Annotated in this window: 28 protein-coding genes; 13 read left to right on the top strand and 15 right to left on the bottom strand. The window is 71.0% G+C overall.

What is annotated here, in order from left to right; all coding sequences use genetic code 11:
• Positions 1 to 1,594 (top strand): (Fe-S)-binding protein (locus KBX53_RS01595; RefSeq protein WP_210857577.1); only part of this gene is annotated, 1,594 nt, incomplete at its 5' end.
• Positions 1,595 to 1,653: 59 nt separating this feature from the next.
• On the opposite strand, the gene KBX53_RS01590 is transcribed toward KBX53_RS01595, so the two are convergent.
• The 4 genes from KBX53_RS01590 to KBX53_RS01575 all read right to left on the bottom strand — a co-directional run bounded on the left by KBX53_RS01590 (position 1,654) and on the right by KBX53_RS01575 (position 5,542).
• Positions 1,654 to 2,577, bottom strand: coding sequence for a peptidase inhibitor family I36 protein (locus tag KBX53_RS01590; RefSeq protein WP_210857576.1), 924 nt, complete (start codon positions 2,575 to 2,577; stop codon positions 1,654 to 1,656).
• A gap of 6 nt (positions 2,578 to 2,583) precedes the next feature.
• Positions 2,584 to 3,468, bottom strand: coding sequence for a peptidase inhibitor family I36 protein (locus tag KBX53_RS01585; RefSeq protein ID WP_030330650.1), 885 nt, complete (start codon positions 3,466 to 3,468; stop codon positions 2,584 to 2,586).
• Positions 3,469 to 3,500: 32 nt separating this feature from the next.
• Positions 3,501 to 4,229 (bottom strand): peptidoglycan-binding protein, encoded by a 729-nt coding sequence (locus KBX53_RS01580; protein ID WP_210857575.1) that lies wholly within the window; start codon positions 4,227 to 4,229, stop codon positions 3,501 to 3,503.
• Between the two features lie 299 nt (positions 4,230 to 4,528).
• Positions 4,529 to 5,542: an NBR1-Ig-like domain-containing protein gene (locus KBX53_RS01575; protein WP_210857574.1), complete on the bottom strand. Its 1,014-nt coding sequence runs from the start codon at positions 5,540 to 5,542 to the stop codon at positions 4,529 to 4,531.
• A gap of 137 nt (positions 5,543 to 5,679) precedes the next feature.
• Here KBX53_RS01575 and KBX53_RS01570 point away from each other — a divergent pair, with 137 nt between their 5' ends.
• Positions 5,680 to 6,096 (top strand): hypothetical protein, encoded by a 417-nt coding sequence (locus KBX53_RS01570; protein ID WP_210857573.1) that lies wholly within the window; start codon positions 5,680 to 5,682, stop codon positions 6,094 to 6,096.
• A gap of 70 nt (positions 6,097 to 6,166) precedes the next feature.
• Here the strand turns inward: KBX53_RS01570 and KBX53_RS01565 are convergent, their stop codons facing one another.
• The 4 genes from KBX53_RS01565 to KBX53_RS01550 form a co-directional block, all read right to left on the bottom strand.
• Entirely contained in the window at positions 6,167 to 8,206 is a 2,040-nt protein-coding gene (locus KBX53_RS01565; protein ID WP_247674955.1) for a hypothetical protein, read from the bottom strand.
• A 194-nt stretch (positions 8,207 to 8,400) separates the two neighbouring features.
• Positions 8,401 to 8,547 (bottom strand): hypothetical protein, encoded by a 147-nt coding sequence (locus tag KBX53_RS01560; protein ID WP_167337290.1) that lies wholly within the window; start codon positions 8,545 to 8,547, stop codon positions 8,401 to 8,403.
• Between the two features lie 129 nt (positions 8,548 to 8,676).
• Complete coding sequence (locus KBX53_RS01555) at positions 8,677 to 9,318, bottom strand: GNAT family N-acetyltransferase (protein ID WP_210857571.1); 642 nt, start codon at positions 9,316 to 9,318, stop codon at positions 8,677 to 8,679.
• A 138-nt stretch (positions 9,319 to 9,456) separates the two neighbouring features.
• Positions 9,457 to 10,686 (bottom strand): cellulose-binding domain-containing protein, encoded by a 1,230-nt coding sequence (locus KBX53_RS01550; RefSeq protein ID WP_210857570.1) that lies wholly within the window; start codon positions 10,684 to 10,686, stop codon positions 9,457 to 9,459.
• A gap of 407 nt (positions 10,687 to 11,093) precedes the next feature.
• Here KBX53_RS01550 and KBX53_RS01545 point away from each other — a divergent pair, with 407 nt between their 5' ends.
• Both KBX53_RS01545 and KBX53_RS01540 read left to right on the top strand, forming a co-directional pair.
• Positions 11,094 to 11,480 (top strand): YciI family protein, encoded by a 387-nt coding sequence (locus tag KBX53_RS01545; RefSeq protein WP_030330665.1) that lies wholly within the window; start codon positions 11,094 to 11,096, stop codon positions 11,478 to 11,480.
• Positions 11,480 to 12,700, top strand: coding sequence for an RNA polymerase sigma factor (locus KBX53_RS01540; protein WP_030330667.1), 1,221 nt, complete (start codon positions 11,480 to 11,482; stop codon positions 12,698 to 12,700). The genes KBX53_RS01545 and KBX53_RS01540 overlap by 1 nt, the downstream gene beginning before the upstream one ends.
• A 29-nt stretch (positions 12,701 to 12,729) precedes the next feature.
• Here the strand turns inward: KBX53_RS01540 and KBX53_RS01535 are convergent, their stop codons facing one another.
• On the bottom strand, positions 12,730 to 13,299 hold the full coding sequence (locus tag KBX53_RS01535) for a TetR/AcrR family transcriptional regulator (RefSeq protein WP_210857569.1): 570 nt from the start codon (positions 13,297 to 13,299) through the stop codon (positions 12,730 to 12,732).
• A gap of 85 nt (positions 13,300 to 13,384) precedes the next feature.
• Here KBX53_RS01535 and KBX53_RS01530 point away from each other — a divergent pair, with 85 nt between their 5' ends.
• Entirely contained in the window at positions 13,385 to 14,332 is a 948-nt protein-coding gene (locus KBX53_RS01530) for a ketopantoate reductase family protein (protein WP_210857568.1), read from the top strand.
• A 108-nt stretch (positions 14,333 to 14,440) separates the two neighbouring features.
• A complete protein-coding gene (locus tag KBX53_RS01525; RefSeq protein ID WP_210857567.1) occupies positions 14,441 to 14,986 on the top strand; it encodes a hypothetical protein in 546 nt (181 codons plus the stop codon).
• 75 nt (positions 14,987 to 15,061) lie between these two features.
• Here the strand turns inward: KBX53_RS01525 and KBX53_RS01520 are convergent, their stop codons facing one another.
• Entirely contained in the window at positions 15,062 to 15,628 is a 567-nt protein-coding gene (locus KBX53_RS01520; protein ID WP_210857566.1) for a hypothetical protein, read from the bottom strand.
• 69 nt (positions 15,629 to 15,697) lie between these two features.
• On the opposite strand from KBX53_RS01520, the gene KBX53_RS01515 reads away from it, so the two are divergent.
• Entirely contained in the window at positions 15,698 to 16,051 is a 354-nt protein-coding gene (locus KBX53_RS01515; protein WP_030330676.1) for a VOC family protein, read from the top strand.
• Positions 16,052 to 16,260: 209 nt separating this feature from the next.
• On the opposite strand, the gene KBX53_RS01510 is transcribed toward KBX53_RS01515, so the two are convergent.
• A complete protein-coding gene (locus KBX53_RS01510; protein WP_307857726.1) occupies positions 16,261 to 16,755 on the bottom strand; it encodes a glutaredoxin domain-containing protein in 495 nt (164 codons plus the stop codon).
• A gap of 197 nt (positions 16,756 to 16,952) precedes the next feature.
• Between KBX53_RS01510 and KBX53_RS01505 the strand changes: the two genes are divergently transcribed.
• The 3 genes from KBX53_RS01505 (at position 16,953) to KBX53_RS01495 (ending at position 20,834) form a co-directional block, all read left to right on the top strand.
• Positions 16,953 to 18,467: a family 43 glycosylhydrolase gene (locus tag KBX53_RS01505; protein ID WP_210857565.1), complete on the top strand. Its 1,515-nt coding sequence runs from the start codon at positions 16,953 to 16,955 to the stop codon at positions 18,465 to 18,467.
• A 138-nt stretch (positions 18,468 to 18,605) separates the two neighbouring features.
• On the top strand, positions 18,606 to 20,183 hold the full coding sequence (locus tag KBX53_RS01500) for an RICIN domain-containing protein (protein WP_210857578.1): 1,578 nt from the start codon (positions 18,606 to 18,608) through the stop codon (positions 20,181 to 20,183).
• A gap of 126 nt (positions 20,184 to 20,309) precedes the next feature.
• A complete protein-coding gene (locus tag KBX53_RS01495; RefSeq protein WP_210857564.1) occupies positions 20,310 to 20,834 on the top strand; it encodes a hypothetical protein in 525 nt (174 codons plus the stop codon).
• A 22-nt stretch (positions 20,835 to 20,856) separates the two neighbouring features.
• On the opposite strand, the gene KBX53_RS01490 is transcribed toward KBX53_RS01495, so the two are convergent.
• Positions 20,857 to 22,125 carry a PHB depolymerase family esterase gene (locus KBX53_RS01490; RefSeq protein WP_210857563.1) on the bottom strand — a complete coding sequence of 423 codons (1,269 nt, stop codon included), beginning with the start codon at positions 22,123 to 22,125 and terminating at the stop codon, positions 20,857 to 20,859.
• Positions 22,126 to 22,341: 216 nt separating this feature from the next.
• Here KBX53_RS01490 and KBX53_RS01485 point away from each other — a divergent pair, with 216 nt between their 5' ends.
• The 3 genes from KBX53_RS01485 to KBX53_RS01475 all read left to right on the top strand — a co-directional run bounded on the left by KBX53_RS01485 (position 22,342) and on the right by KBX53_RS01475 (position 24,883).
• Positions 22,342 to 23,481: a sensor histidine kinase gene (locus tag KBX53_RS01485; protein WP_210857562.1), complete on the top strand. Its 1,140-nt coding sequence runs from the start codon at positions 22,342 to 22,344 to the stop codon at positions 23,479 to 23,481.
• Positions 23,478 to 24,140, top strand: coding sequence for a response regulator transcription factor (locus KBX53_RS01480; protein WP_030330683.1), 663 nt, complete (start codon positions 23,478 to 23,480; stop codon positions 24,138 to 24,140). The genes KBX53_RS01485 and KBX53_RS01480 overlap by 4 nt, the downstream gene beginning before the upstream one ends.
• Positions 24,141 to 24,238: 98 nt before the next feature.
• A complete protein-coding gene (locus tag KBX53_RS01475) occupies positions 24,239 to 24,883 on the top strand; it encodes a DUF2306 domain-containing protein (protein WP_210857561.1) in 645 nt (214 codons plus the stop codon).
• On the opposite strand, the gene KBX53_RS01470 is transcribed toward KBX53_RS01475, so the two are convergent.
• From KBX53_RS01470 to KBX53_RS01460, 3 genes are all read right to left on the bottom strand, one after another.
• Positions 24,870 to 25,691 (bottom strand): IclR family transcriptional regulator, encoded by an 822-nt coding sequence (locus KBX53_RS01470; protein WP_245233589.1) that lies wholly within the window; start codon positions 25,689 to 25,691, stop codon positions 24,870 to 24,872. The two genes, KBX53_RS01475 and KBX53_RS01470, sit on opposite strands and share 14 nt — an antisense overlap.
• Positions 25,688 to 26,068 (bottom strand): 4-carboxymuconolactone decarboxylase, encoded by a 381-nt coding sequence (pcaC, locus tag KBX53_RS01465; protein ID WP_210857560.1) that lies wholly within the window; start codon positions 26,066 to 26,068, stop codon positions 25,688 to 25,690. Before pcaC ends, KBX53_RS01470 begins: the two co-directional genes overlap by 4 nt.
• The coding region (locus KBX53_RS01460; protein WP_210857559.1) for an alpha/beta fold hydrolase at positions 26,065 to 26,377 on the bottom strand (313 nt) is incomplete at its 5' end. The genes KBX53_RS01460 and pcaC, both read right to left, overlap by 4 nt.

Genomic DNA, 26,377 nt, shown 5'->3' with positions numbered 1-26,377 from the left:
GATCCGCCTGTTCGACAGGCACGGCTACCCGGACGCGGTGATCTTCGGGCACGCCCGCGACGGCAACCTGCACTTCATGCTCACCCAGTCCTTCGACACCGCTGCCGAGATCGAGCGCTACGCCCGGTTCACCGACGACATGGTCGACCTGGTGCTGGCCGAAGGGGGCACCCTCAAGGCCGAGCACGGCACCGGCCGGGCCATGGCACCCTTCGTCCGGCGGCAGTACGGCGACGAGCTGTACGACGTGATGCGCGAGCTGAAGCGGTTGTGCGACCCGACCGACCTGCTCAACCCCGGCGTCCTGCTCAACGACGACCCGACAGTGCACCTGCGGCAGCTCAAGGCCGTGCCGACCGTCGACCCCGAGCTGGACGCCTGCGTCGAGTGTGGCTACTGCGAGCCGGTCTGCCCCACCGCCGACGTCACCACCACCCCCCGGCAGCGCATCGTCCTGCAACGACAGATCGCCCTCGCCACCGCCGCCGGCGACGAGGAACGCCGCCGGGAACTCACCGCCGACTACACGTACGCAGCTGTGGACAGCTGCGCCGCCGACAGCCTCTGCGTCACCGCCTGCCCGGTCGGCATCGACACCGGGGCGGCGATGAAGCGGCTGCGCGCCGAGCGGCACAGCCCACGCGCCCAGCGCACCGCCCGCACCGCCGCACGGCACTGGCAGGCCGCCGTGACGGGCGTCCGGGTGGGACTGACCGCCGCGCACGCCGTACCGGCGCCGCTGACCCGCGCCGCCACCGGGGTGATCCGAGGGCTCGGCGGGACCGAACTCATGCCGCTGTGGAGCGACGACATGCCGCGCGCCGGTGCGCCCCGCCCCGCACCCCGCAGCGAGCCGGACGCCCGGGCGGTGTTCTTCGCGGCCTGCGTCGGCAGCCTCTTCGCTCCCGAGGACGGCCGGTCCGGCGGAGCGGCTGCGGCGTTCCTGCGCCTCTGCGAACTGGCCGGAGTCCCGCTGGTCGTACCGACCGGAACAGCGGGCCTGTGCTGCGGAACCCCGTGGCAGTCCAAGGGCTACCCCGCCGGGCACCGGGAGATGGCCGAACGGACCCTGGCCGCGCTCTGGGCGGCCAGCGACGAGGGCCGGTTGCCCGTCGTCTGCGACGCGTCGTCCTGCACGCACGGGCTCACACAGCTGACCGCCGCGCTGGCCGAGGAGGATCGGGCCCGCTACGCCGGCCTGCGCGTCGTCGACAGCGTGAGCTTCACCGCCGAGCACCTCCTGCCGGCGCTGCCGCAGCCCCGGCGACTGCGCTCGCTGGCCCTGCACCCCACCTGCTCCACTGTGCACCTGGACGGCATCGACGACCTGCGCACCGTGGCCCGGGCGGTCGCCGACACCGTCACCGTGCCGGACAGCTGGGGGTGCTGCGCCTTCGCCGGTGACCGGGGGCTGCTGCACCCCGAGGTCACTGCCGGTGCCACGGCGGCGCAGGCCACCGAGATCAACCAGCGCGGCCACGACGCGTACGCCTCCAGCAACCGCACCTGCGAGCTGGGCATGAGCCGGGCCACCGGACAGCCGTACCGGCACGTGCTGGAAATTCTCGTCGAGGCCGTCGAGCCGCCGGCCTAACCGGCACGCGCGCGCCGCCCGCCGCGATCTGCGGCGGGCGGCGCGGTTGGTACGTGATCTCAGGACAGGGCGATGTCGCTGTAGTAGTAGCGCAGGATCGCCTGGTAGGTCTTGCCCTGGTTGGCGAGGTCACGCGAGCCGTACTGCGACAGCCAGTCCCCGTCCACCCAGCCACCGCACGCGGTCGTCGTCGCGCAGTAGTGCGCCCGCAGGATGTTGCCGTTGCGGGTCATCCGGGCCGACCAGGTCCGGTCCACCGCGGCGGACGTGGACGAGACTGCCGTCGACGGCCGGTAGACCTGGTCGCCGGTGTCGTCCCGGACGTCGTAGCACTGCCCGCCGGACGTCTTCCGGGTCGAGTGCAACGCCCAGTACCAGCCGTAGCTCTTGACGGCCATCGCACCGGCGTCCAGCGAGGCGGCGGGCCAGCTCGTGATCCACTCGTTAGGGAGGACGTTCTTGACGTACGTCTTGAAGTCGACCCGATCGACGCGCCCGAGGCTGACCCGGTACACGAGGATCGTGCTCGGCAGCTTGGTGTTGGTGCCGTCGGTGCTACAGCCCGTCGCCCCGCTCACCAACTCGTGCGAGGCGTTGTTGTTCTTCAGCGTGGCGTTGAGGTTTGCCATAGCGCCGGCTGCGAAGTCCTGGTAGGAACCGGCGAAGTTGCTGTTGAAGTAGACCCGCACCGTCTTGCCGGTCCGGTTCCACACCGACGCGGCGTTGTTCTTCACGCACAGGCCCCTGCCGCTGCCCGCGCCCTTGAAGTCGTAGCAGGTCGGCTGGGTCGTGCCGTAATCATCGAGCGAGTCGGTGAAGTCGGAGACCGAGCCGGCCTGGTCGCTGTTGTAGTAGTAGCAGAACTCGCCGCTGTCGCAGGTTCCGTCCCGTCCCGCCGCCGCTGCCGGCGAGGCGACACTCAGGATGGAGGTGGACATGGCGAGGACGGCGCCGACGACGGCGAGGCCCTTGCGAAAATTCACGGCGTCCTACCTCTCGTTGTAGCCCTGGGAGTTCCAGAACGCGGTCGGGTCGGCGTTGTCCAGGGTGGGGTCGCCGACGCTGACGGCCGCGTGGGTCTGCCGGCCGGCCCGGACCTCGACGTGGGTGTGCGCGCCCGAGCTGGAGGACACCCCGTGCCACGACTCGTCGGCGATGATCTGGCCCTTGCTGATGGCGTCGCCCACGCTCACCCCGGACCTCGGCGCGGTGTGCAGGTAGATCACCGTCTTGTTGAGCGAGGAGTTGTAGACGGAGATCGTGGACAGACCGCCGCTGCCGGTGGCGCCCCGCGCCACGTAGGTGACGGTTCCGGAGACCAGGGCACGCACGTCCGAGCCGACGCTGCGGGCGATGTCGATGCCCTCGTGCCGGCCGGGCGTGGTGGTGTAACCGTCGAAGGCGCAGGTGACCGAGCCGCCGCTGGCCTGGTACAGCGCGTACGACAGGTTCGTGCGCGTCGACGGCGAGAACTCGTGCGAGGCGTTGTTGTTCTTCAGCGTGGCGTTGAGGTTGCCCTTCGCGCCGGCCGCGAAGTCCTGGTAGGAACCGGCGTAGCCGCTGTTGTAGTAGACGCGCACGGTCTTGGTGCTGCGGTTCCAGACCGAGGCGGCCTCGTTCTTGATGCACAGGCCCTTGCCAGCGCCGGCGCCCTTGAAGTCGTAGCACGAGGGCTGCTCGGTGCCGTAGTCGTCGAGCGAGCCGGTGAAGTCCGAGACCGACCCCGCGTTGTCGCTGTTGTAGTAGTAGCAGAACTCGCCGCTCTCGCAGACCCCGTCTCGGGCCGCCGCCGACGCGGGCGATCCGACGCTGAGGATCGAGGTGGTCGCGGCCAGCGCGACGCCGACGGCCGCAAGGCTCTTCCGGATGTTCATGGTGTCCTTTCAGAATTGGTGAGGGGTGCGGGTCACTGCCCGCGCTGGTACTGCTCCCAGGTCCTGATCGCGACCTGAGGGCCGTCGTCCGGACCCTGGTTGGCCAGACCGTTCAGGCCCAGGTAGTAGTCGCCGACCTGGTGCTGCGCCTGACTGGACAGGTCCGTGTCGTTGATCGCGGTGGCGTGGATGTGCCACGGCCAGTTGCCCTGATCCGGGTTGCGGACCCAGGCGGCGAAGCCGACCTGGCGCAGGGCCCGGGCAACGGCGGTGCGCCTGGCCGCGGTCATGCCGGTGACCGCGATGTCCACCACACCCCCGCCGTCGTGCGTACCGGCCGAGGTGGGGTCGCCGCCGGGGTTGTACGAGCCCTGGTCGAGCACCAGGGGGTAGCCGAGCAGCCGCTGCGCCTGCGCCAGCATCGCCTGGGTACGGGCGTTGACGACGTACCCGTCGCGCGGGACCTTCGCGCCCGGGCCGATCGTGTTGACGACGGTGTAGCGGTTCTGCCCGAGCTTTGTCAGCGACGTCGTGCCGGGCAGCCCGTTCGCGGCCAGCCCGGTGTAGCCGAGCGTGCGTTGGTACGCGGCGTACGCCGAGATGGTCACGGTGCCGAAGTAGCCGTCGACCCACTGCGCGTTCAGCAGGCCCTGCGCCTGCAACGCCTGCTCGACGGCGAGCACGGAGCTCTTCGCGCCCGGGGTGAGGGTGTTGTCGGGCCGACGGGGGTCGATCTGGGCGGCCAGGACGGTGGCTTCCATGTCCACGACTGGCCGCACGGCCGTGGTGACGGTTCGCTGCGCGGTGGTGCCGGATGTGGCGGCCCACGCGTGGGCCGGGACCCAACCACTGACGACGCACTGTCGATTCTCCTCGCGGTTGGTGAGTCGTTCGGAACGGACATCACCTTGCGAGAATCGACCTGCTGTTCGGTACCCCCGCCGTCCTGTCAGATCCGTCAGATGGTCATCGACCTCGACGGATGTGGTGTTGTCAGCTTCGGCGGCACCGGGGCTGACACCGGCTGATCGTGCGCTGACACCGGCGACCGGGGGTGCGCTCAGGCGATGACGGTGACCATGAAGTACACCGGCCGACGGGTGGGGAAGAACTCCTGCCCGTTCTCGTCGACCATCTTCCAACTGACCCAGCACTTCCCGGGGCGGCTCGGTGCGGTGACCTGAACACTGATCATCACCTGCTCGTCGGGAGGCGTGTCACCGATCGCCACCCGGTCCGGCACCTGGCAACCGTCGGCGTCGGCGGTCGGGTTGGTCCGGGCGAGGAAACGGTTGTGCCAGGCGACCTTCCCCACGTTCTTGAGGGCCCACACCTTGACGAACTGGGAGTTCACCCGCACCCGGGTGCCGTCGGGGATGGTCACGTCGGAGATGAACTTGCTGGAATCGCCGGGGATCAGCGAGTCCGAGAACACTGACTCGGAGGGCGACGCCGGCGGTCCGGGCGACGCGGCCACGGCACCGGGGTCGTCCCGGGACTTGTCGCGGACGATGACACCCACGACGGCAACCATCGCCACCACCAGTACGACCGAGGCGGCGGCGAGCCACGGCAGCCGGTGCCGCCGCGCCCCCACCACCTCCTCGTCGGTGCGCGGGTAGCCCGTGACGACCAGCGCGGCCCGATCCCCGGGCGGCGTCACGGGGACGCCGGAGACGACGGGCCGGTGGGTCTGCGGGGCGTCGACCCTGGTGTCGGGCTGCTTCTCAGCGGTGGCGGGCGGGGTGTCGACGCCGGCCGGGGAAGCGGTGCCGATCGGTGCCACCTCGGCGTCCGCGATGCCGGGGAGCTGTGCGTCCTCCCATCGACGCCGCCACTGGACCTCGTCCGCCTCGCAGGCTCGCACGAACTCCCGGACGGTCTCCCAGGAGGGGAACCTGGTTCCGGAGGCCGCCTCGTGCAGCGTGGTGTGCGAGATCCGGCCCGAGCGCCCCGCCATCTTCCGGAACGACGGGTCGCCCGCCTCGGCCCGCAGGGCCCGTAGCTGTTCGGCGAACCGCTCGGCGGCCCGTTTGTCCTGAGTCGACTCCGTGGCGGCACGTTGGTCCTTCATCACTCCCCCATGTCAGACGACGTTGTCAGGCGTTGTCAGAGCGTGTCAGAGGGTACCGAACGGGCGGTGGCCGCCATCAATGTGGTGCATCGACGACACCGGGGGGCGACGCCCGGTGCATTGGAGGAGGTCACCCGATGAAAAGCCATATCCGACGTGGCGTACGCATCCTCGCGGCCGCCGGTCCGGCTGTGCCCGCGACGCTGGCGTTCGCCGGACCCGCGCACGCCGAAACCAACCCGCGCTGTGCGGGCTCGGTGCAGATCGGCGCGACGGCGTACGTCACCGTCGGCGGTCAGACCGCGGCGTCGGTCAAGCAGTACAAGGGCTGCGGTAAGAACTACGCCTACACGTACGTGTGGCAGCAGTACCGGGCCAGCCACGGCGCGTACCAGGTGTGCACCTCCATCGTGACCGGAAGCACGCTGCGCGACCTGCAGTGCTCCAGCGGCCCGGAGGTCTGGTCGCTGGGCGCGAACACGCTGTCGGTGTGCACCCGCGCCCTCGGCGGCATCTCGGACGTGGCGCAGAAGGAGACCGAGGTGCGCTGCTGACCTGACGAGTTCGACGTACCCCGGTGGGGTGCTGGCCGGCCCAGCGCCCCACCGGGTCACGATGTCCGGGTCAGGGGCAGGGGGTCCGCGCGCAGACGTCGATGACAGTGCCGGTGAGCAGGAAGACCGCCTTCTGTTTCTGGGCCCCGACCTGGGCGCGGGGGAACTCGTGCGGATCGTCGCCGAACTCGGGCCCGGCCGGGGCGAGATTGGTCGGCGGTGGCGCCTGGGCCGCGCCGCTGTTCCAGATCACCATCGCTGAACCGGTGTACGGGTAGCGGCGGATCGGCGCGATACCCCAGTACGGGTGCACGTCCAGTGACCAGCCGTCGGCGAGCGCGGGGGTGTGCAGCCGAGCGCCGATGGTGCGCGCCTGCACCTCCGCCGCGGCGGGTGACACCTGCTGGTCGCCGAAGGCCACGTGCATCAGCACCTGGTGGGCGGGGGTGCGCGGTAGGGGCTGGTCGGTCAGGTGCTGGGCGTACCCGTTGGCCTCGGACCGGTCCCACAGCATCTGCAGCAGCGCGAGAATCAGCTGCTGGTCGACAGTGTCCGGGTAGTAGCCGTCCAGCACGCTCTGGAACGGCGCGAAGTCCACACTGCGTTGCAGCAGCGTGGAGTAGTTCATCGCCGGCACGCCGAGCACCGACCGGGTCCAGTCCTGGGCGATGGCGGTGAGCGCGCCGCCGTTGATGCCGCCCTGGCTGTTGCCGTCGTAGTGCAGGCCGCCCCGGCGATCGATCAGCGGCCGGGCGGTGGCGTCCCGGAACGCCGGGTGGGCGGCGAAGCCGCTCGGGTGGATCATCGCGCGGCCCAGGAAGAGGAAGTTCAGGAAGCTCTGCTGCAACCGGTCGGCCACCGCGGGGAAGGCACTGAGGTCGGTGAAGGCACCGGCCACATAGGGGACGTCGGCGGCGGCCATGCCGATCCAACTGGTCGCGCAGAAGGTGAAGTTGTGGGTGTTCGACATCGTCTTGACATTGCCGGCGTTGATCTCGGTCGGCCGGCCGAGCAGCCCGTGGCCGTACAGCGAGAGGTGCGCCGGCTTCGCGGCCGAGGCGCTTCGCGGGAGGTTGCAGACGAAGTCCGCCGCCAGTGTCGTGCCGGACGGCGTGGGCAGGGCGTTCGGCGTGGGAGCTGTCCCGGCGCCGCCGGCCGGGCCGTAGTGCAAGCGGGAGCCGGGGCCGCCGTCGCCGGTCAGATAGGACGGCACGCCGATGGTGCCACTGACCTGCCGGGCGATCAGCGGGTCCTGCTCCGGCCGGTAGTCGGTCACCTGGGTGACGGTGACCGACGGCGCGGCCCGGCCGAGGTCGGCGAACGCGTCGTCGCGGACCGCCAGCATCCGGCCGGTCAGCCCGTGCCGGCTGGCCACCGTGAAGTCCCAGGCCAGGTAGAGGCTGTGCCGGTTGACGCCGCTCCGGGTCAGATCGGTGAGGATCCTGCGCATCTGCGGCGCCCGGGGGTCGCGGTGTGTGACGCCGGCACCCGTCACGTACGCCGTGAACGCCTTCGGCGCTCGGATCGGGGCCCCGTTTCCGTCGCGCAGGCCCCGCAGCCCGACCACGTAGCGGGTGCCCTCGGCCAGCGCCACCGCCGGCCGGATGATCAGCAGCTGCCGGTCGGGCTGGCCGACGGCGTGCGCGTCCAGCTCTGCCCAGTACGGCGTGCGTGTGCCGGTCCGGGCGTTGAGCAGCACGATCGGGGCGTCCGGTGCCAGCGAACGGCCGATGTCGGTGACCGGGGCGATACCGCTCGCGGTGGCGTCGAGACCGGGTACGCGCACCAGGATCGGCGAGCCGGGGCTGAACCCGTCCTGCCGGTTCCACTCCGTCGGGTCGATGGGGGTTCCCTGCACGTTGGCGGGCATCGCGGCGGCGGCGAACCGTACCCGTTTGCCGGTGGGGCTGCTCCGGTCCGGAACGGTGAAGTAGTCGTTCGGGAACGGCAGCAGGCAGGCGGTCGGGTCGATCGGGTCGCAGGACGGGTGCCCGGCCGGTGCGGGTGCCGTCGGCGGTGCCGCGGGGGCCGCCGTGCCGAGCAGGACCGCGCCCGCGGTCACCAGCACGGACACGGCGAGACGGAGCCCTCTGGGGGTGGTCACAGGCATCTCCTTCGACGCTGGACGGCGGATCGATGCGGGGCTGACGGTGGTGGTGTTCTTCCTACGCTTGTGAAAGAAACTCAGCAAGGGTCGATGAGCCCGCCCGCAGACAGTTGCGGGCGGCGTCGCACCAGCAGGCCGCCCGCGATCGATCGCCCTTCCGCCACCGGCCGACGCCGCGCCGAGGAGCTACGGAAGGATCAGTCGGTGATCACCGGCCAGGCGTAGGCGAGCAGGGCGCAGGCGGCACCCAGAAGCGCGAGCGAGACACCCCTCGTGGGCAACGGCAGGGCCGCGAGCACGATCAGGATGACGGCGACGACGTAGAGAAATGCCTGGACCGACATGGTGTTCTCCTCGATCAGGGGGTAGAGGCGGCTGCCTTCATCCGCCGGGATGCCCCCGGACGTGATCGTGGAAACGTCCCGCCGATCACGCTTTGCGCACAGTGGACGCGGGGTCCGTCAATGTGGTGCCTAGGCCAGGAGGAGAAGCGCTTCGGCGCCCACCGGTCGAAATCCCGCCGCCTGGAAGGCGCGCACGCTGCGGGCGTTCCCGGTGGCCTGCTGAGCCCAGACCGGCTGACCCTCGGGCACCAGGTGTCGAGCCGCCGTCGCCAGCGCCCGCCCCAGGCCCCGGTGGCGACGCTCGTCGTCGACCTCGATCGCCGCCTCCCAACGGCCGGCCACCCCTCGGCCGAGCACGACCACTCCACCCTCGGCGGCCCAGACCCGGACGTCGTCACGGCGGCGACGGGCCCTGACCTCGCGGGGATGATCGCCGTCGGCAAGCTCGGTCAGCCGCAGTGGCGGCGGCCCGGCGAGGTTGCTCGCGACGGTCAGCAGGTCGATGGTGTCCATGGACCGTCGGGTGCGGTCGAGCAGCGCACCCAGGAAACGCGGGTTCATCGTGGCCGCCAACGGGTCGCAGTCGGTGCTGCTCAGCACACGGCGTACCCACTGGGGGTCTTCGTCGGTGAACACCACCGAGTGCCCGGTGAAGGCGATGACTCCGGCGTCCCGGCGGCTGGGTTGCGGCACCACTGTGGTTCCGCCGTCCGGTGGTGGGAAGTGCCCGTGCGCCGCCGCGTCCAGGACGTCGGCCAGGTTGCGGTCCATTGTCGCTCTCTCCTGCGGGCCCGGCCAGGTCGAGGCCGACGCGGTCCAGGGTGTGACCCACCCTCGGGGTCACACCCTAGACAGCACCGTCGGCGTGACGGCGCACCGCTGCCGGGCGCCGTCGACGACCCCGACGGGTCAGCAGCCGATCCGGCTGGACCCCACCGCGACGTCGTCGTACCAGAGGGTGTCGGCTCCGCCGCCGTAGCTCTCCCAGCCCAGCTTCAGGTCGGTGAGCTGCGGTCGCCAGGTGCGGTTGTACCACTGGCCGTCGATGTCGTGCGTCGGCGCGCCGTCGGCGGTCAACCCGACGATGGCGGTGCCGTCCAACCAGGTACGCAGCTGACCGGCCGCGCCGTCCACCATGAACTCCAGGCAGGTCCATCGGTTGGTGGGCAGCGGCACGCTCTGTGCCACCCCGGCCGGGCTCTGCTCGGGCAGCGTCGCGTCGTCGGAGGCGCGGTTCCACTGCAGGGCACCATTCTGGCCACCCAACCGCAGGTCCTTGTTGCCGTCGGCGGCGTCGACCATCGCCATCATCGTGGTGTGTTCGGTGGGCTGGGCGCTGGTGTGCCGGACCCAGATCCGCCCGTAGCGGACGGTGCCCACACTGCCGAGGTTCTTGGTGGACCTGATGAAGACGTGGTTGCAGTACCCGGCTGCGCCGTTGATCCGGACCGACCGGCTGCCGCTGTGCGTGGTGGTGGTGTCGATGGTGGCGGTGCCGGCACCGGAACAGTCCGGGCTGACCACGGCCCAGTCACCGGACGGCGTCGAACCGGTCTGGCTCTCGAAGCCGTCGCAGAGCACCGCGCCGGCACACCCGGTCGGCGGCTCGGTGGTCGGCGGCGGGGTGGTGGGCGGCGGCGTCGTCGGCGGCGGGGTGGTCGGCGGAGGCGTCGTCGGTGGGGGCGTCGTCGGTGGGGGCGTCGTCGGCGGCGGGGTGGCGCCGTTGCACGGGACGCCATTCAGCGCGAACCCGGTCGGTGCGCCGGGACTGGAGCCGTACGTCCCCTGCAGCCCGAACTCGGTGGAGCCGCCGGCCGGGATGCTGCCGTTGTACGACGCGTTACGGGCGGTCACCGTCGATCCTGACTGGCTGACAGTGGCGTTCCAGCCGCTGGTGACCCGCTCGTCCCCCGCGTACGTCCAGGTGACGGTCCAACTGGAGACGGCCGTGTCCCCCGGGGAGACCTTGATGGCGGCGGTGAACCCGCCGGGCCACTGGTTGGGTGTGTAGTCGATCCGGCAACCCTGGGCGGCCGACGCCGGGCCGGTGAGCACCGCCGCGCCGGTTGTGGTCGCGGCGGCGGCCAGCGCGGCGACGACGACCACTGTCGCGGCGGGGCGGGCACGGAAAATCGTCATGGAAGGTCCTTCTGAATCGAGCTGAGCGGAGGCCGCGACCGCGGCGTGTCCTGGACGGACGCGACGCGAGAACGTGCCCTGGATGCGGCGCGGCGGTGCGCCACAGCTGCCGGTCGTGCGGACGACCGAGATGCCCGGCTCGGGGCGGACCTGTCAGCCGCCGACGGCCCGGTCTCCCGGGCCTCGGCGGCGCCCACCCTCAATCTATTGATGTACGCCGATTCAATCAAGCGGTGTGGGGCAAGGTGACCACCGGCGGGCGTCCGGTTCGGTGGGCCGCCACCCGTGGTTCGGGGAATCGGAGGTGTCGCGGCGAGAGATTCTCCTGGCGATGTCGATTCGCGGGCCGCTCGTTCGACGAGTGCGTGCGAGGGTCGGGAGGCGGCCCGTCGGATGAGGAGAAGACGATGTCGAGGTACATGTTGATCATGCGGGGTACCGACGAGACGAACGCGGCCATGATGGCCTCGATCGATGAGGCGATGGCCGCGACCGGCCGGTTCATCGAGGAGATGATGAAGGCGGACGTGCTCGTCGCGGCCGAGGGTCTCGACGATCCGCGCCAAGGCGTCGTGGTCGACTTCGGTGGCGAGACGCCGGTGGTCACCGACGGCCCGTACGGCGAGACCCGGGAGTTGTTCGGCGGCTACTTCCTGCTCGACGTCGCCACGAAGCAGGAGGCGGTCGAGTGGGCCAAGCGGGTCCCGGCGGTCCGCGGATCCAAGATCGAGGTCCGTCGGGTGGCCGAGGCCGACGAGGTTCCGCTGGGCGGCGAGAGCGACGGCCAGGTCTGATGGGTACGGCCGACATCGAGGCCGTCTGGCGGATCGAGTCGGCGCGGATCGTCGCCGCGCTGACCCGGTTCACCGGTGACTTCGGGCTGGCCGAGGATGCCGCCCAGGAGGCGGTTGCCGAGGCACTGGTGGCCTGGCCGCGTGGATCTCCGGCCAATCCGGCCGGGTGGTTGATGGCCACGGCCCGGCGGCGGGCGATCGACGCGATCCGCCGCCGGGCCGCCCTCCAGGACCGGTATGCCCTGTTGGCGGCCGACCCCGTGATCGACCAGGAGATCGATCCGGACCGGATCGACGACGACGTGCTGGCGCTGATGTTCGTCAGCTGCCACCCGGTGCTCCCCCGCGAGGCGCGGGTGGCGCTGACCCTGCGGGTGGTGGGCGGCCTGTCCAGCGAGGAGATCGCCCGCGCGTTCCTGGTGCCCGTGCCGACCGTGCAGGCCCGCGTCACCCGAGCCAAGAAGGCGATCGCGGCGGCCGGGGTGCCGTTCGAACTGCCGCCGCCCGGCGCGCGCCGGGAGCGGCTGGGCGGCGTGCTCAGCGTCCTCTACGTGATCTTCACCGAGGGGTCGACGGCCACCTCGGGTGAGCGGCTGTTGCGCCCCGACGTCGCCGAGGAGGCGATCCGGCTGGTCCGCACCCTGGCCGCGCTCCAGCCGGACGAGCCGGAGGTGCACGGCCTGCTCGCGTTGTGCGAGCTGACAGCGGCCCGCTTCCCGGCCCGGACCGACCCGCAGGGCGCGCCGGTGCTCCTCGCCGACCAGGACCGCCGACTGTGGGACCTGTCGGCGATTCGTCGTGGGCTGGCCGCGCTGGCCACGGCATCGGAGCGCGGCCTCGGCCAGTACGGCCTGCAGGCCGCGATCGCGGCCACCCACGCGTCGGCGCCCTCGGTCGAGCAGACCAACTGGGCACGGATCGTCCGGCTCTACGAGGCGCTCGGCCGGGTCGCGCCCTCGCCGGTGGTCGAGCTCAACCGGGCCGTCGCGGTGGCCATGGCCTCGGGTCCGGCACCAGCCCTGGCCGTCGTGGACGAGCTGATCGCTTCGAACCGGCTCCCCGGCTCGCACCTCGTCCCGACCGTACGCGGTGAGCTGCTGACCCGCCTCGGCCGGCGGTCGGAGGCCCGCGCCGAGTTGGCGCTGGCCGCCCGGCTCTGCGCCAATCAGCGCGAGCGCTCGGTGCTGCTCGGCAAGGCGGCCGCGCTGGGCGGTGACTGAGATGGCCGGTCGGCGCGGGGACCCGTTGCTCAGGGTTCTCCGCGGCGCAGGCCGTCGAGGACGAGGGCGACGACACCGTCCGCGTCGGTGCGGAAGCTCGGGTGGTCGTAGGCCGCATAGATGCCGTGCAGGGTCATCATGACGGCGCCGGCGCCCACGTCGTCGCGGATGGCGCCGGTCTTGGCGGCGGCGGCCAGGAGATCGGCGACGACCTGGCCCAGAGCTTGGGTGCCCTCCGCCAGCGCGCCGGACTGGGTGGCCATCAGCGTCGCGAGGGTGCGGGCGAGGCCCTCGTGGTGGTGCAGGTGGTCCACGAAGCCGCGCAGGAAGGATTCCAGCGCCTGGTCGGCGGGGAGGGTGGCCTGCATCTCGTGGGCGCGCTCACACATGGCGGTGAGTTCTTCACGGTAGACCGCCTCGGCCAGCGCTTCACGGGTCGGGAAGTGCCGGTAGAGCGTGCCGGTGCCCACCCCGGCAAGTTTGGCGAAGTCGTCGAAGCGCAGGTCGAAGCGGCCGTCGGCGAAGAGCTCGCGAGCCTTGGCGATCAGGGCGTCGCGGTTGCGGCGGGCGTCGGCGCGCAGTGGCTTGGCATCGGTCACAGGGGCCCCAGGGTTGACAAGTGGAGACTGTCTCCATATTTTTGAAAGCGGAGATGACCTCCAATTATAGGGTACGAGGTGCCACGTGAAGATTCTGATGTTCGGTCGCGGCGTGATCGGCGCGGTGTACGGGTGGGCGCTGGAGCAGGCCGGGCACCACGTCGAGTTCTACGTCCGGCCAGGGCGGGCAGCGGCGTACGGCGATGCGATCGATCTTGATCTGCTGGACGCGCGCCGACGGCCGTGGGGGAAGCGGGTCGCCGAGAGGTGGCCGGTGCGCTATCGCGAGTCCCTGGAGCCGGACCACGACTTCGACCTGATCGTGCTGAGCGTGCAGCACTACAGCTTCGCGGAGGCCGCCGCCTTCCTGGGACCGCGCGTGGGCCGAGCCACAGTGCTCGTCTTCAACAACCTGTGGGTCGAGCCGCCGGCCGCGACAGCGCACCTTCCCGCCGACCAGGTGGCCTGGGGCTTCCCCGGGGCCGGCGGCGGTTTCGGCGACGACGGTGTGCTTCGTGGAAGTCTCCTGCCCGTGGTCACCTTCGGCACCCTCGGCGGGGCACCGACCGAACGCGAGCGGGCCGTGCGCCAGGTGTTTCGCGAGGCGGGGTTCAGGCTCCGGGAGAACCGGGACTTCCGTGGCTGGCTGTCGATCCACTTCGTGCAGAACGCCGGCCTGCACACGCAGAGCCTGAAACTGGGCTCGTTGTCCAAGCTCACGACCAGCACCATGCGCGAGGCGATCCTCGCCATCCGCGAACTCCTCCCGCTCGTCGAGGCCCGTGGCGTCGACCTGCGGCGGCACCGGGCCGACCTGTTGCCCTTCACGGCACCGGTCTGGCTGGCAGCGCCGGCGCTCGCCTGGCTGTTCGGGCACTTCCCGCCGATGCGCGTGGTGATGGAGGCGCACGCCAACCCCGAGGAACTGCGCGCGGTCTGCCGCGACACCCTGGCGGAGGCGCGCAGGCTGAATGTCGAGGTGCCCCGGCTGGAGGCGGCCGAGTCCTTCTTCGCCCAGCAGAGAACGACCTAGGCGGTCCCGGGCGAACGGGTCCCCACCCCGACGACCTGCCCCCAGCAGGGGAAGCACTTCCACTGCGTCGGGGAGGAGAGCGAACCCACAGCCGGCGATCGTTGGTCCATGACTGCCGCTGACGAACAGACCCGAACCGGACCACCGGCGCCGGCGTACCCGAGCACCGCCGCGCCGCCCTGGGCGGTCTGGGCCGCCTACGCCGTTCCGCTCTGCGTCCTGCCGTCCGCGCTCTGGCGACTGTCGCTGGTGTTCACCGACGATGCCGTCTCGCACTGGTACATGCTGTTGCTGTCCGCGGTGTCGATGGGGTTGGCGCTGTCGACACTCGGGCTGGTGCACGGGTGGGGCCAGCGGGTTCCGCCGTGGATACCCCGCTTCGGCGGCCGTCGCATCCCGGCGCGTCCGGTCGTGGGCGTGGCGTTGGCCGGAGGCTGGTTGCTCGTCGCCGTCTGCGCGTACTTCCTGCTGAATCAGCGGTTCCACGTCGTGCAGAGCGGCTGGGTGGGAATCGGGGACGACGAACCGGCACATCCGGCCCCCGGCTGGGAGGTGTTGCGTTTCTACGCCCCACTTCTGGCGTGGGGTCCGCTGGTCATAGCCGTGGCCGCCGACTACCGCCGACGCGTCGCCCGGGTGCGACCAGCGGAATAGTCGGGGCCCGGCCGTACCCGGGCGGCCCAGCACACAGCCAACCCGCACGGCGACCGCGCCGGATTCGGTGCCCGGTCAGTTGGTCGCCGGGTGATAGTCCATGCCGTTGGTCCCGGGTACCAGGCGAGCGGTGTAGCTCGCACCGGCGGTGGTGTCGGTGTCGTCGTCAGCCTCGAAGCCGATGATGGCGCGGGTGAACGGCACGTCGGCGTGGACGGTGACAGCGATGTCGGCCAGCCAACGGTCGAGTGGGGCGCGCCAGGTCAGCGACTCGACGCCGCTGCGCTGGTCGAACGGGTACCCGCCGATCCTCCCGTCCGCCCGGGCCAGCGCGCCGAGCGGCAGGTAGAGCACCAGGTTGTCGACGCTGTCGTACCTGGTCGTGTAGCTGCCGCACACCACCCGCGCGCCGGACGGGAGCGTGAGCGTCCCGCGCAGGTGCCCGCCTGTCGTGAACGCTTGCGCGCCGGGGGTCACCTCGACCAGGTCAACCCCGACGCGGCACCCACGGACGTCAGCGGCCCGCCAGAGAGCACCCGCGGCCCGGTCGAGTCGGGCATCATCGGCTGGCCCGAGGACCAGGATCAGCTCGTAGAACCCGCCGGCCCAGTTCTCGGAATCGATCATGTCATCGGCTGCCATCGCGTCAGGATGCACCGTGGCGCGTGCGGTGTCAGGCGGATAATCATCGGACCCGAGCTGGAGGTCCCCATGCGCGTCGTCCGCATCCTGCCCAACCTTCCGGTGGCTGACATCAGCGACGCGAAGGGCTTCTACACCGACTTCCTCGGTCTGAGCACCGAGGCGTTCAACCTGGGTTGGGTGGCCCGCTACACCTCGCCCGACCCCGACGTGGCCGTGCAGCTCGTCTCCGGTGACGCGTCCGCACCCGAGGACTCGGTCATCAGCGTCCAGGTGGACGATGTGGACGCCGCCCATGCCGAGGCACAGCGGCTCGGCTACGAGATCGTGCACCCGCTGACCACGGAGCCGTGGGGGGTGCGCCGGTTCTTCGTCCGTGCCCCCGACGGCAACGTCATCAACGTGGCAGCGCACCGCTCCTGAGGTGACGCCGATTGTGGAACACCTGCCCCGACTCACGGAAGCCAGGTCCGAGCAGAGTGGGCTGGCGCGACGCAAGGGCCGCATCGCCCCGGGGTTCGACGCCGATGTGTTGATCGTCGACGGCGACCCGACGAGCGACATCAGGGCGCTGCGTCGCCCGAGGGCCGTGTACCGTGCCGGCCACCCGGTGGGATGAGGGTGACGCCGGGTCAGGACGAGCGGAGCTGCTGGCGGAACCAGGCCCGGTCGGGGTTGACCACAGCCCGTTCGCCGAGCACGACGGTGGGCACCGTCTCGTTGCCGCCGGCCACCGCCCGGACGGCGGCGGCAGCGGCCGGGTCGTGCCAGATGTCCACCCAGTGGGCCCGCCGGGCGAGCCGGCCGAGTGAGAACCGCAGCTGAAGGCAGTAGCGACAGCCGGGACGCCAGTACACGATCGGCCGGCCGTCCACCGCGCTGGCCCGCCGCGCTTCGGCGGCACTCACCGAGCGGGGGAAGGCCCACGGCGACAGCAGCAGTGCCAACACCAGGAAGACCACCAGCTCGACCGCGCCGACGGCGGGCAGCCCGGCGGTCAGTTGGCTCGCCGCCACCAACACGCCGCAGGCCGCCATCAGGATCGCCAGAACCCACCGTCGCAGCACGCCGAGGACACTACCCGCAGGCACGAGGGTGGCCGCCGCCGCCAGGTCAGTGACTTCCACACCTTGACATGCATCGATGTTAACGCCAACATGAGTCCGCCACCTGCCCGCAACGCCACCGTCACACTCCCGCCTTTTCGGGCCTCTCCCCCGGCCCTTCCCGACATCGCCGGGTGACGTCGACCGCATCGGCACGCCGCACGGCGGGTGTCGTCCCGCGCCGGTCAATGGCCGTTTCCCACGCTCGCGGAGGACAGATGCCGCTGCCACTCGCTCCCACCGACCCCACCACCCGCCGAGCCGTCCGCCACGGGCCCGCCGGCCGCGGCGGCCATCGACGACTGCGGTCGGCGCTGGCCGCGGTGTTGGTGGTGCTGGCCGTGTCGGCCGGCCTGCCCGTGGCCGGGCCGGCTCAGGCCGCACCGGCCGTCAGCTACACCAACCCGTTGGCGAACCAGCGGGCCGACCCGCACATCTTCCGGCACACCGACGGCTACTACTACCTGACCGCGACGGTGCCGCAGTACGACCGGATCGTGCTGCGCCGGGCGACCACCCTGCAGGGGCTGGCGACGGCGGCGGAGACCACGATCTGGAGCCGCCACACCAGCGGAGAGATGGGTGCCCACATCTGGGCACCGGAGATCCACTTCATCAACAACCGGTGGTACGTCTACTTCGCCGCCGGGCGGACCGATGACGTGTGGCGGATCCGGATGTACGTGCTGGAGAACGCCAACGCCAATCCGCTCACCGGTTCCTGGACCGAACGCGGCCGGATCAGCACCCCCTGGGACACCTTCAGTCTGGACGCCTCCACCTTCGTCGCCAATGGGGTGCGCTACCTGACCTGGGCCCAGCAGGAGCCGGGGATCTCCAACAACTCCAACGTCTACCTCGCCCGGATGGGTGCCAACCCGTGGCAGATCACCGGCACGGTGACTCGCCTCGTCGTGCCGACGTACGACTGGGAGACCCGGGGCTACCGGGTCGCCGAGGGACCGGCGGTGATCCAACGCAACGGCCGCATCTTCCTGACCTACTCGGCCAGCGCCACGGACGCCAACTACTGCCTCGGGATGCTGAGCGCCTCCGTCACCGCGAACCTGCTCGACGCCGCCTCGTGGAGCAAGAGCCCCAGCCCGGTGTTCGCGAGCAACGCGGCCACCAGCCAGTACGGCCCCGGCCACAACTCGTTCACCGTCTCCGAGGACGGGCAGAGCGACATCCTCGTCTACCACGACCGGAGCTACCGCGACATCTCCGGTGATCCGCTCAACGACCCGAACCGGCGCACCCGGCTGCAGAAGGTGTACTGGAACGCCGACGGCACCCCGAACTTCGGCATCCCGGTGCCCGACGGTGCCACCCCGGTCCGGTTGCGGTCACACGACCAGACCAGCAGCTACATCCGGCACTACGACTACCGGGCCCGGATCGAGCCGAACGTGACCAACCTGGCCGACTCCCAGTTCCGCATCGTCAGCGGCCTCGCCGGCGGCGGATCGGTGTCGCTGGAGTCGACCAACTTCCCCGGGTACTACCTGCGTCACCGGGGCTTCGCCCTGTACGTCGAGAAGAGCGACGGCTCAGCCCTGTTCGCTGGCGATGCGAGCTTCCGCCGCCAGGCCGGCCTCGCCGACAGCGCCGGGATCTCCCTGGAGTCGCAGAACTTCCCGGGCCGTCATGTGCGCCATCGCGGCGGACTGCTCTACGTGGAGGCGGTCAGTTCGAGCGCCGACCGCGCATCGGCGACCTTCCACCTGGAGTAGCGCCCGCCGGCCTCGGCACCCGTCCCGTCTCACCCCGAGCCCATCCAGCCAGGAGGAGCGATGCCCTTCCCCCTCACGAGAAAACGGTCCGGCGGCGGGTCGGTCCGTCGCCGATGGCGTACCAGCCTGGTGTTCTCCATGATCACCACGCTGGTCGGCGCGGCCGGCGCGGTTCTGGTCGGCGCACCGCCGGCAGCGGCGGCGATCGACACCAACGCCTACTACGTCCTGGTCAACCGGCACAGCGGCAAGGTCCTCGACGTCCGGGACACCTCGACGGCGGACGGCGCGGTGATCCAGCAGTGGTCCCGCAACGACGGGGCGTGGCAACAGTTCCAGTTCGTCTCCTCCGGCGGCGGCTACTACCGCCTCAAGGCCCGGCACAGCGGGAAGGTCGTCGACCTGTGGGAGTGGAACACCGCCGACGGCGCCGAGTACCGGCAGTGGTCCGATCTCAACGGCACCAACCAGCAGTTCCAGGTCCTCGACTCCGACAGCGGCCACGTCCGCCTGGTCAACCGCCACTCCGCCAAGGTGCTGGAGGTCTGGGAGCGGTCCACCGCCGACGGCGGCCGGATCAGTCAGTACACCGACCTCAACGGCACGAACCAGCAGTGGCAGCTGGTCGCGGTGGGCGGTGTCAGCACACCACCCACCACCGGCTGCGGCAGCGGGTCGACAAACGCCGAGGCGGTGCTGAGCGGGAGCACCTGGACGGCCCGCAACGGCTCGTCGACTGTCTACTCGGGTTCGGACATGTTGTCGGCGATGCAGGCGGCGGTCAACTCGCTCTCGGCGGGTCGTACGTCGAAGCAGCGGGTGGTGGTTCGCGGCTCCGGTTCGATGAGCGCCGGCTCCCGGTTGTCGCTGCCGTCGTACACCACTCTGGCCGTGTGCGGCACGATCAACGTGACCGGGTCGGGCTCGGGCGACCAGGCGCCGGTCTACTCGCGCGGCACCACTGACGTCGAGGTGCAGAACCTCACGCTGACCGGCTCACCGTTGTACGGGATCTTCATGCGCAACGTGAACAACCTGACCCTCGGGCAGATCGACATGCGGCTCTCGGCCGGTCTGGGCGTACGCATCGACAACCACGGCGGAGATCGGGCGGTCAAGGTGCGCAACATCCGCATCGACAACGTGTACGTGTCGGGCACCGGGACGCACGGGGTGGAGACGTACGGCGTGGACGGTCTGACGATCGGCACGGTCACGGCGCGCAACACCCGGGACTCCGGGCTGCTGCTCAACGACACGATCAACGCCACGGTGGGCACTGTCGACGCGCAGGGCGCCGGGACCGGCACCGGGTACGCGGCGTTCCGGATGGCCAACCGCAACGGCCGGGTGGGCAGCTCGTACCCGACCAACATCCGGGTCGGCACCGTGATCGCGTCCGGGGGCGGTCGGGGCATCTTCTGTGTCTCCGAGTCCGGTGGCGCGGTCATCGACCGGGTGACGATCTCGAACACCGGGAACAACTCGATCCTGGTGGAGAACTGCTACAACGTCGTCATCGCCGGAGTGTCCGGGACGGTGACGGGCGGTGGCGAGGTGCGGATCGCCTCGCGATCGGAGTTCCCGATCTCCTCCGGCATCCGCTTCCAGAACCTGACGGTCACCAACACCAACATCACCCAGAACCCCTGCGGTGGGGCGAACAACACGATCAGCAACGTCACACGGATCAACTCGACGTTGACCTGGTGCTGACCCGATGACGAGCGGCCGCCCGACCCCGGGCGGCCGCTCACCCCGTCACGGAAATCGTGGCTGGCGCGCCGCCCCGGACCGGTCGCGGGGTTTCGCCGGCCGGCGCTCGCGGGTAGCGGGTGGCCCATGAACCGCAATCTCGTCAAGGCGCTGCAGGTGGCGTGGGAGCTGCCGGAGTTCCGCACCGGCGTGCGACACGTCGTCGACCTCGACGAGGTCGCGGGACTGCTGACCACCCTCACCGTTCCGGACCACGACCACGAGGTGGAACGCAGCCTGCTCCGGCTGCTGCGGTCGGCCCTGGACACTGTGCAGATCCGGGAAGCGGTGTTGTTGCTGCTGGAGCGGGACGAGGTACGCCGGCCCCTCGTCGCGGCGGCGGTGGAGCCGCTCGCGGACCGGCCGGGTCAGGCCGCGGCCATCGCGTCGGCGGCCGAGGATACCACCGTACGGCGTGAGGTTCGGGCGGTGTTGGCGAGCGCCAAGGTGCGCGAGCTGATCTGGCAGGCGATCGAGAACCAGGTGAGCGACAACCGGATCGGCCTGATCCGCCGGGCGGCGGTGCTGGTGGTGTGGCACCCCCGCGTGCGGCGTCTCGTCTGGGCGCTGCGTCGACACGGGGTGTTGCGCGAACTGCGCCGCAGGCGGTGATCCATCCGGGCCGGACGACGGATCACCGACGACGACGGGCCATCCACTGCCAGATGTGGGTGCCGTTGAGGCTCGGGTCGTTGCGGGCCACGTAGATCCAGGACCAGTGCCCGGGGAACTGGTAGCCGTTCCACACGACGTGGTCGTACAGGGTGATCAGCGATCCCGGGATGAGGTCGTGCGCGTGGATCGTGTTGGTCTCGGGCGGCACGGTGTCGTCGTCGCGTGAGGTGACCAGCCAGGTCGGCGTGCGGATCCCGGCCAGCTCCGCGTCGGTGAGCAACGGGGGGCCCTCCCCGTCGAGCGGCTCGACGACACCGCAGATCGGCACCGACGCGGCGAACAGGTCCGGATAGGTCGAGGTCATCTCCAGCGACATGTAGCCGCCGTTGCTGCAACCGACCACGTAGATCCGGTCGGGGTCGACCCGCTTGCGGCGTACCAGGTCCTGGACGATCTCGCGGATCAGCGGGGCGAACCGGGGGCCGTCCTCCATCCAGTAGGAGGTGCTCTGCGGAGCGACGACGTACGCGCCGGAGAAGATCTGCTGTGCCTGCGGGGTGGCGAAGCCGAGCGCTCCACGGTTGGCACGCAGTGTGGTCTCGTTGTCGTAGTAGTCGTCGGGCAGCGAGGCACCCTCACCGCCGCCGTGCAGCCAGACGATCAGTGGCCGCCGACCGCGTCGGGGCGAGTGGTCGGGAGAGTACAGCCGGTACTTCAGGCCGGAGCCCGAGACGTGGTAGCTGAAGGCGTCCACCTCGGGGTTCGACAGCCCCGCCTGCACGAAGCGGCCGATGGTGACCGGCGAGCCGTGGCGTCGGACGATCGGGGTGTTCTGGGTGATGGTGTAGACGAGGTCCAGTTGGACGTTGCGGCCCCTGCTCAGGATGTACCCGAGGGTGCCGCCGCCGGGTTGACCCTCGCCGTGGCTCAACTCCAGCACGATGTTGCCGCGCCGGTCGAGCCGGGCCGCGGTCACCGTCCGGTCCAGGTCGTACTCGCTGAAGATCAGGTCGCCGGGAGCGATCGGGATCGGGCTGGTGGCCTTGGCGTGCACGGTGAACGTGGCGGGGGTCAGCCCGGCCGGGTCGATCGGCCCGAGCCGGCTGGTGTCGAGGGTGACCGAGGTGACCTGCTCGCCGCCGTCGAGGGTTGTCGCGTCGAGGGTGAAGCTCACGCTGGTGCGATGGTGGCCACCGGAGTGCGCGACGGCGAGGCCGGGCACTGCCAGGCCGATGGCGGCGCCGGCCCCACCGGCCAGCACGGTGCGACGAGTGACAGGCGTGGACATGCGGGCCCCCGTACCTAGCGATGTAGACATACGTCGATGGCGTCTCAACGTAACGCCGCGGAGATCCGCTGGCAACCGGGGCCGGCGCCGCCGTCCGGACCAGACTTCAGCTTCCGTGCGGGACGCCTCCTCACCCGGCGAGGCAGGCCACCCGGTAGCCACCGGTCGTACTTTGGGACGATCTGGAGTCGCACCACCGTTCGTACGATGGATCCCATGCACCCTCGCCTGCACGCGGTGTTGGCCGAGCCGCGTGTCTCACCCGCGCCGTCCCGGCTGTGGCGCGACTGGGCGGTGATCGCGGTCCTGACGCCGGCGATGCTGGTGGAAGGCGCTCTCCGACCCGATCTGCCGTGGCGGGTGGGCTGCGTCGTCGTCGCGCTCGCGCTGCTGCCCACCATCCTCTGGCGACGGACCAGGCCGCTCGCGATGGTGGTGATCGCGTTCGGCGGCACGACTGTCGCCCCGTTCGTGCTGCCCGGCGATCCCTGTCAGTTGTTCACGGCGAGCTTCCTGGTCCTGCTGGTCTACGCGCTGTTGCGGTGGGGCTCCGGTCGCGATGCCGTGATCGGGTCGTTCTTCGTGGTGGCGAAGGTGACCGCCGCCGGTGTGGTCGGCTCGATCGACGGCGGGGAACTCGTCGCCGGCTTCGCGGTGATGTTCGCCGCCGCCACGCTGGGTGTCGCGATCCGCTTCCGGGCCGCCGCCCGGCTGCGCGAGCTCGATCGGGTGAAGCTGTTGGAACGGGAACGACTCGCCCGCGACCTGCACGACACGGTGGCCCACCACGTGTCGGCGATGGCGATCCGCGCCCAGGCCGGCATCGCCGTGTCGGCGAGCCAGCCGCACGCAGCCGTCGAGGCGCTGCGCACCATCGAGGCCGAGGCGTCCCGTGCGCTCGCCGAGATGCGCGCGATGGTCCGCGTCCTGCGCCACGACCAGCCCGCCGACCGGGAGCCACACCCGCAGGTCGCCGACATCGGGCGGCTCGCCGGCCAGTTCCGCACCGGGCCGAACGTCGAGGTGGATCTGCGCGGCGACCTCAACGACCTCGCGCCCGGTGTCGGCTCCGCGCTCTACCGCCTGGCTCAGGAGTCGGTCACCAACGCCCGTCGCCATGCCCGGCACGCCACCCGCATCGAGGTCAGCGTCGCTGCCGACGACACGTCGGTGCGGCTGCGGGTCAGCGACGACGGCGAGGCCGGGGCCGCCGGGCCGACCGGCTCACCCGGTTTCGGCCTGACGGGCATGAAGGAACGCGCCGATCTGCTCGGCGGCACCTGCCAGGCCGGGCCCAATCCCGACCGTGGCTGGACGGTCACGGCGGTGCTCCCGCGCCAGGGGGTCGGCGCGTGACGGTTCGCGTGCTCGTGGCGGACGACCAGGAGATCGTTCGCACCGGCCTCACCATCATCCTGAACACTCAGCCCGGCATCGAGGTCGTCGGCGGCGCGGGCGACGGCCGGCAGGCGGTCGAGCTCGCCCGGCGGCTGCGCCCCGACGTGTGCCTCTTCGACATTCGCATGCCCGGCATGGACGGCATCGAGGCCACCCGGGCGCTCGCCGGCCCAACGGTCGCGCAGCCGCTCGCGGTGGTCGTCATCACGACCTTCGACCTCGACGAGTACGTGTACGCGGCGCTGCGGGCCGGCGCCCGCGGCTTCCTGCTCAAGGAGGCCGGTCCCGAGCTGCTCAGCCAGGCCGTGCACGCGGCGGCCAACGGGGACGCGCTGATCGCGCCGAGCGTCACCACCCGGCTGTTGAAGGCGTTCGCCGACGCGGACCCGGCCGCGCCGCGCCAGCAGCCCATCGACGCGCTCACCGACCGGGAGGAGCAGGTCCTGGTCGCCGTCGCGCGGGGACGCACCAACCAGGAGATCGCCGCGGAGCTGCACATCACGTTGAGCACCGTCAAGTCGCACGTGACCAGCCTGATGACCAAGCTGGGGGTGCGTAACCGGGTCGAGGTGGCGATGTGGGCGTACGAGACCAACCGCGGCCGGCGGCACTGGTGAGCGACATAGGTACGACGGCGGTGTCCGACCATGGGCCGACCGGATCGCGGCCCATGTGCCGATGAGCGGGGCCTGGTACGGCGTCCACCATCGGTGGCATGACGATGCGAGAGTGGCGGCTGCCGGCCGCGTTGATCCTGCTGGGCCTGATACCGATGCTCGCCGGAGCGGGACGGCTCACCGAGTTGGGCACCGGGCCGCAGGTCACCCCGGAGAATGCCCGCTTCGTCGCCGATCCGCTGCCGGTGGTGCTGCACATCGTCGGCGCGGTGGTCTACACGGTCCTCGGCGCGTTCCAGTTCGTACCCCGGCTGCGCCGCCACCGTTGGCACCGCCGTGCCGGTCGGGTGCTCGTGCCGTGCGGGCTGACTGTCGCGTTCAGCGGCATGTGGATGGCCGTCGGGTACGACCTGCCGGCCCACGACAACGACGTGCTCGCCGGCATGCGGCTCGTCTTCGGCTCGGTCATGGCCGGTGCGATCCTGCTCGGTCTCGCCGCCGTGCTGCGCCGGGACATCGACCGGCACCGCAGGTGGATGGTGCGCGGCTACGCGATCGGGTTGGGCGCCGGCACCCAGGCGTTCACCCACGCGCCGTACCTCATCGCGGTCGGCGAACAGCCCGACGGGAACCTCCGGGCCGGCCTGGTGGTCGCCGGCTGGCTGATCAACCTTGCGGTGGCCGAATGGTATCTGCGGCGCCCGGCCCGGGCGGTCACCGCGCCGGCCCTCACGCTGAGCTGAGCCCGTCGGCCGTCGGTGACCGGCTCAGACCGCCACGGATGTCCTCCTCGATCCGCTTCGCGGCGGCCAGCAGCGGCGGGAGCAGCTCCCGGCGGATCATCTCGAAGGACCCCCGGGTGGCGTGCGCGGAGACGTTCACCGCCGCGATCACCGAACCGTTCTCGCCGTGGATCGGCGCGGCCACCGAGCGCAGCCCCTCCTCCAACTCCTGGTCGACGATCGCGTACCCCTGGGCGGCGATCTTCGTGAGGACGGCGCGCAGCTTCGCCGGGTCGGTGACGGTGCGCCGGGTCAGCGGGCGCAGCTGCGCCGTGGCGAGGTAGTCGTCGAGCCACTCCGTCGGTTGCGCGGCGAGCAGCACCCGGCCCATGGAGGTGGCGTACGCGGGGAACCGGGTGCCGACGCTGATCCCCACCGTCATGATCCGTTTGGTGGGCACGCGGGCGACATAGACGACCTCGTCGCCGTCGAGCACCGACACCGAGCAGGACTCGTGCACCCGCGCCACCAGCGCCTCCATGTGCCGCTGGGCGACCTCGGGCAGGCTGAGGCTGGACAGGTACGCGTAGCCGAGTTCGAGGATCCGGGCCCGCAGCGAGAAGAGCCGCCCGTCGGTGTGCACGTAGCCCAGCTCGACCAGGGTGAGCAGGAACCGGCGCGCGGCGGCCCGGGTCAACCCGGTCCTCCTGGCCACCTCGCTGAGGGTGAGCTGCGGATGGTCGCCGTCGAACGCGCGGATCACCGCGAGGCCGCGCTCCAGCGACTGAACGAACTCCGGCGACCTGGTCGCCTCCTCGCTCACACTCACCCGGCCTCCTGCCGCAGGGTCTCCCGGGCCACCGTGAACGCCCGGTTCGCCGCCGGTACACCAGCGTAGACGCCGACCTGGAGCAGGACCTCCGCCACCTCCTGCGGGCTCAGCCCGTTACGCAGCGCGGCCCGGACATGCATCGCCAACTCGTCGTCGTGGTGCAGGGTGGCGAGCACGGCGAGGGTGATGCAACTACGGGTACGCCGGTCGAGGCCGGGCCGGCTCCACACCTCGCCCCACGCGTAGCGGGTGATGAAGTCCTGGAAGTCGGCGGTGAACTCGTCGGTGCCGGCGACCGCGCGGTCCACGTGCGCGTCGCCCAGCACCTGTCGACGTACCGTCATGCCCGCCTCGTGCCGCTCGCTGTCGTTCATTCCTCATCACGTCCCTCCTGGAAGTGTCCCGACAGGAGTCGGCACACCTGCTCGGGTTGCTCGACGTTGGCCAGGTGCGCCGCCGCGTCGAGCACGGCCAGCCGAGCCCGTGGGATGCGTCCGACGATCTCGCGGGCGTGCGGCACGGGGGTGGCCGGGTCGTCCGCGCCGGCGATGACCAGCGTCGGCGCGGCGACCCGGCCGAGGTCGGGTCGGAGGTCCATCGCGGCTATCGCCTCGCAGCAGGCGGCGTACCCGTCCGGGGGCGTTGCGGTCAGCATGGCGCGGTGGGCGGCGACCACCTCCGGC

Source organism: Micromonospora sp. M51, from assembly GCF_018070305.1.
GTDB classification, from domain to species: domain Bacteria; phylum Actinomycetota; class Actinomycetes; order Mycobacteriales; family Micromonosporaceae; genus Micromonospora; species Micromonospora parva.
This window is presented reverse-complemented; position numbering and strand designations above follow the sequence as displayed.

Excerpts from the sequence above, each read along its gene's own strand:
- KBX53_RS01585 (WP_030330650.1), bottom strand. The coding sequence starts at position 3,468 with ATGAACATCCGGAAGAGCCTTGCGGCCGTCGGCGTCGCGCTGGCCGCG.
- KBX53_RS01580 (WP_210857575.1), bottom strand. The coding sequence starts at position 4,229 with ATGGAAGCCACCGTCCTGGCCGCCCAGATCGACCCCCGTCGGCCCGAC.
- KBX53_RS01575 (WP_210857574.1), bottom strand. The coding sequence starts at position 5,542 with ATGAAGGACCAACGTGCCGCCACGGAGTCGACTCAGGACAAACGGGCC.
- KBX53_RS01570 (WP_210857573.1), top strand. The coding sequence starts at position 5,680 with ATGAAAAGCCATATCCGACGTGGCGTACGCATCCTCGCGGCCGCCGGT.
- KBX53_RS01565 (WP_247674955.1), bottom strand. The coding sequence starts at position 8,206 with ATGCCTGTGACCACCCCCAGAGGGCTCCGTCTCGCCGTGTCCGTGCTG.
- KBX53_RS01560 (WP_167337290.1), bottom strand. The coding sequence starts at position 8,547 with ATGTCGGTCCAGGCATTTCTCTACGTCGTCGCCGTCATCCTGATCGTG.
- KBX53_RS01555 (WP_210857571.1), bottom strand. The coding sequence starts at position 9,318 with ATGGACCGCAACCTGGCCGACGTCCTGGACGCGGCGGCGCACGGGCAC.
- KBX53_RS01550 (WP_210857570.1), bottom strand. The coding sequence starts at position 10,686 with ATGACGATTTTCCGTGCCCGCCCCGCCGCGACAGTGGTCGTCGTCGCC.
- KBX53_RS01545 (WP_030330665.1), top strand. The coding sequence starts at position 11,094 with ATGTCGAGGTACATGTTGATCATGCGGGGTACCGACGAGACGAACGCG.
- KBX53_RS01540 (WP_030330667.1), top strand. The coding sequence starts at position 11,480 with ATGGGTACGGCCGACATCGAGGCCGTCTGGCGGATCGAGTCGGCGCGG.
- KBX53_RS01525 (WP_210857567.1), top strand. The coding sequence starts at position 14,441 with ATGACTGCCGCTGACGAACAGACCCGAACCGGACCACCGGCGCCGGCG.
- KBX53_RS01520 (WP_210857566.1), bottom strand. The coding sequence starts at position 15,628 with ATGGCAGCCGATGACATGATCGATTCCGAGAACTGGGCCGGCGGGTTC.
- KBX53_RS01515 (WP_030330676.1), top strand. The coding sequence starts at position 15,698 with ATGCGCGTCGTCCGCATCCTGCCCAACCTTCCGGTGGCTGACATCAGC.
- KBX53_RS01505 (WP_210857565.1), top strand. The coding sequence starts at position 16,953 with ATGCCGCTGCCACTCGCTCCCACCGACCCCACCACCCGCCGAGCCGTC.
- KBX53_RS01500 (WP_210857578.1), top strand. The coding sequence starts at position 18,606 with ATGATCACCACGCTGGTCGGCGCGGCCGGCGCGGTTCTGGTCGGCGCA.
- KBX53_RS01495 (WP_210857564.1), top strand. The coding sequence starts at position 20,310 with ATGAACCGCAATCTCGTCAAGGCGCTGCAGGTGGCGTGGGAGCTGCCG.
- KBX53_RS01490 (WP_210857563.1), bottom strand. The coding sequence starts at position 22,125 with ATGTCCACGCCTGTCACTCGTCGCACCGTGCTGGCCGGTGGGGCCGGC.
- KBX53_RS01485 (WP_210857562.1), top strand. The coding sequence starts at position 22,342 with ATGCACCCTCGCCTGCACGCGGTGTTGGCCGAGCCGCGTGTCTCACCC.
- KBX53_RS01475 (WP_210857561.1), top strand. The coding sequence starts at position 24,239 with ATGACGATGCGAGAGTGGCGGCTGCCGGCCGCGTTGATCCTGCTGGGC.
- pcaC (WP_210857560.1), bottom strand. The coding sequence starts at position 26,068 with ATGAACGACAGCGAGCGGCACGAGGCGGGCATGACGGTACGTCGACAG.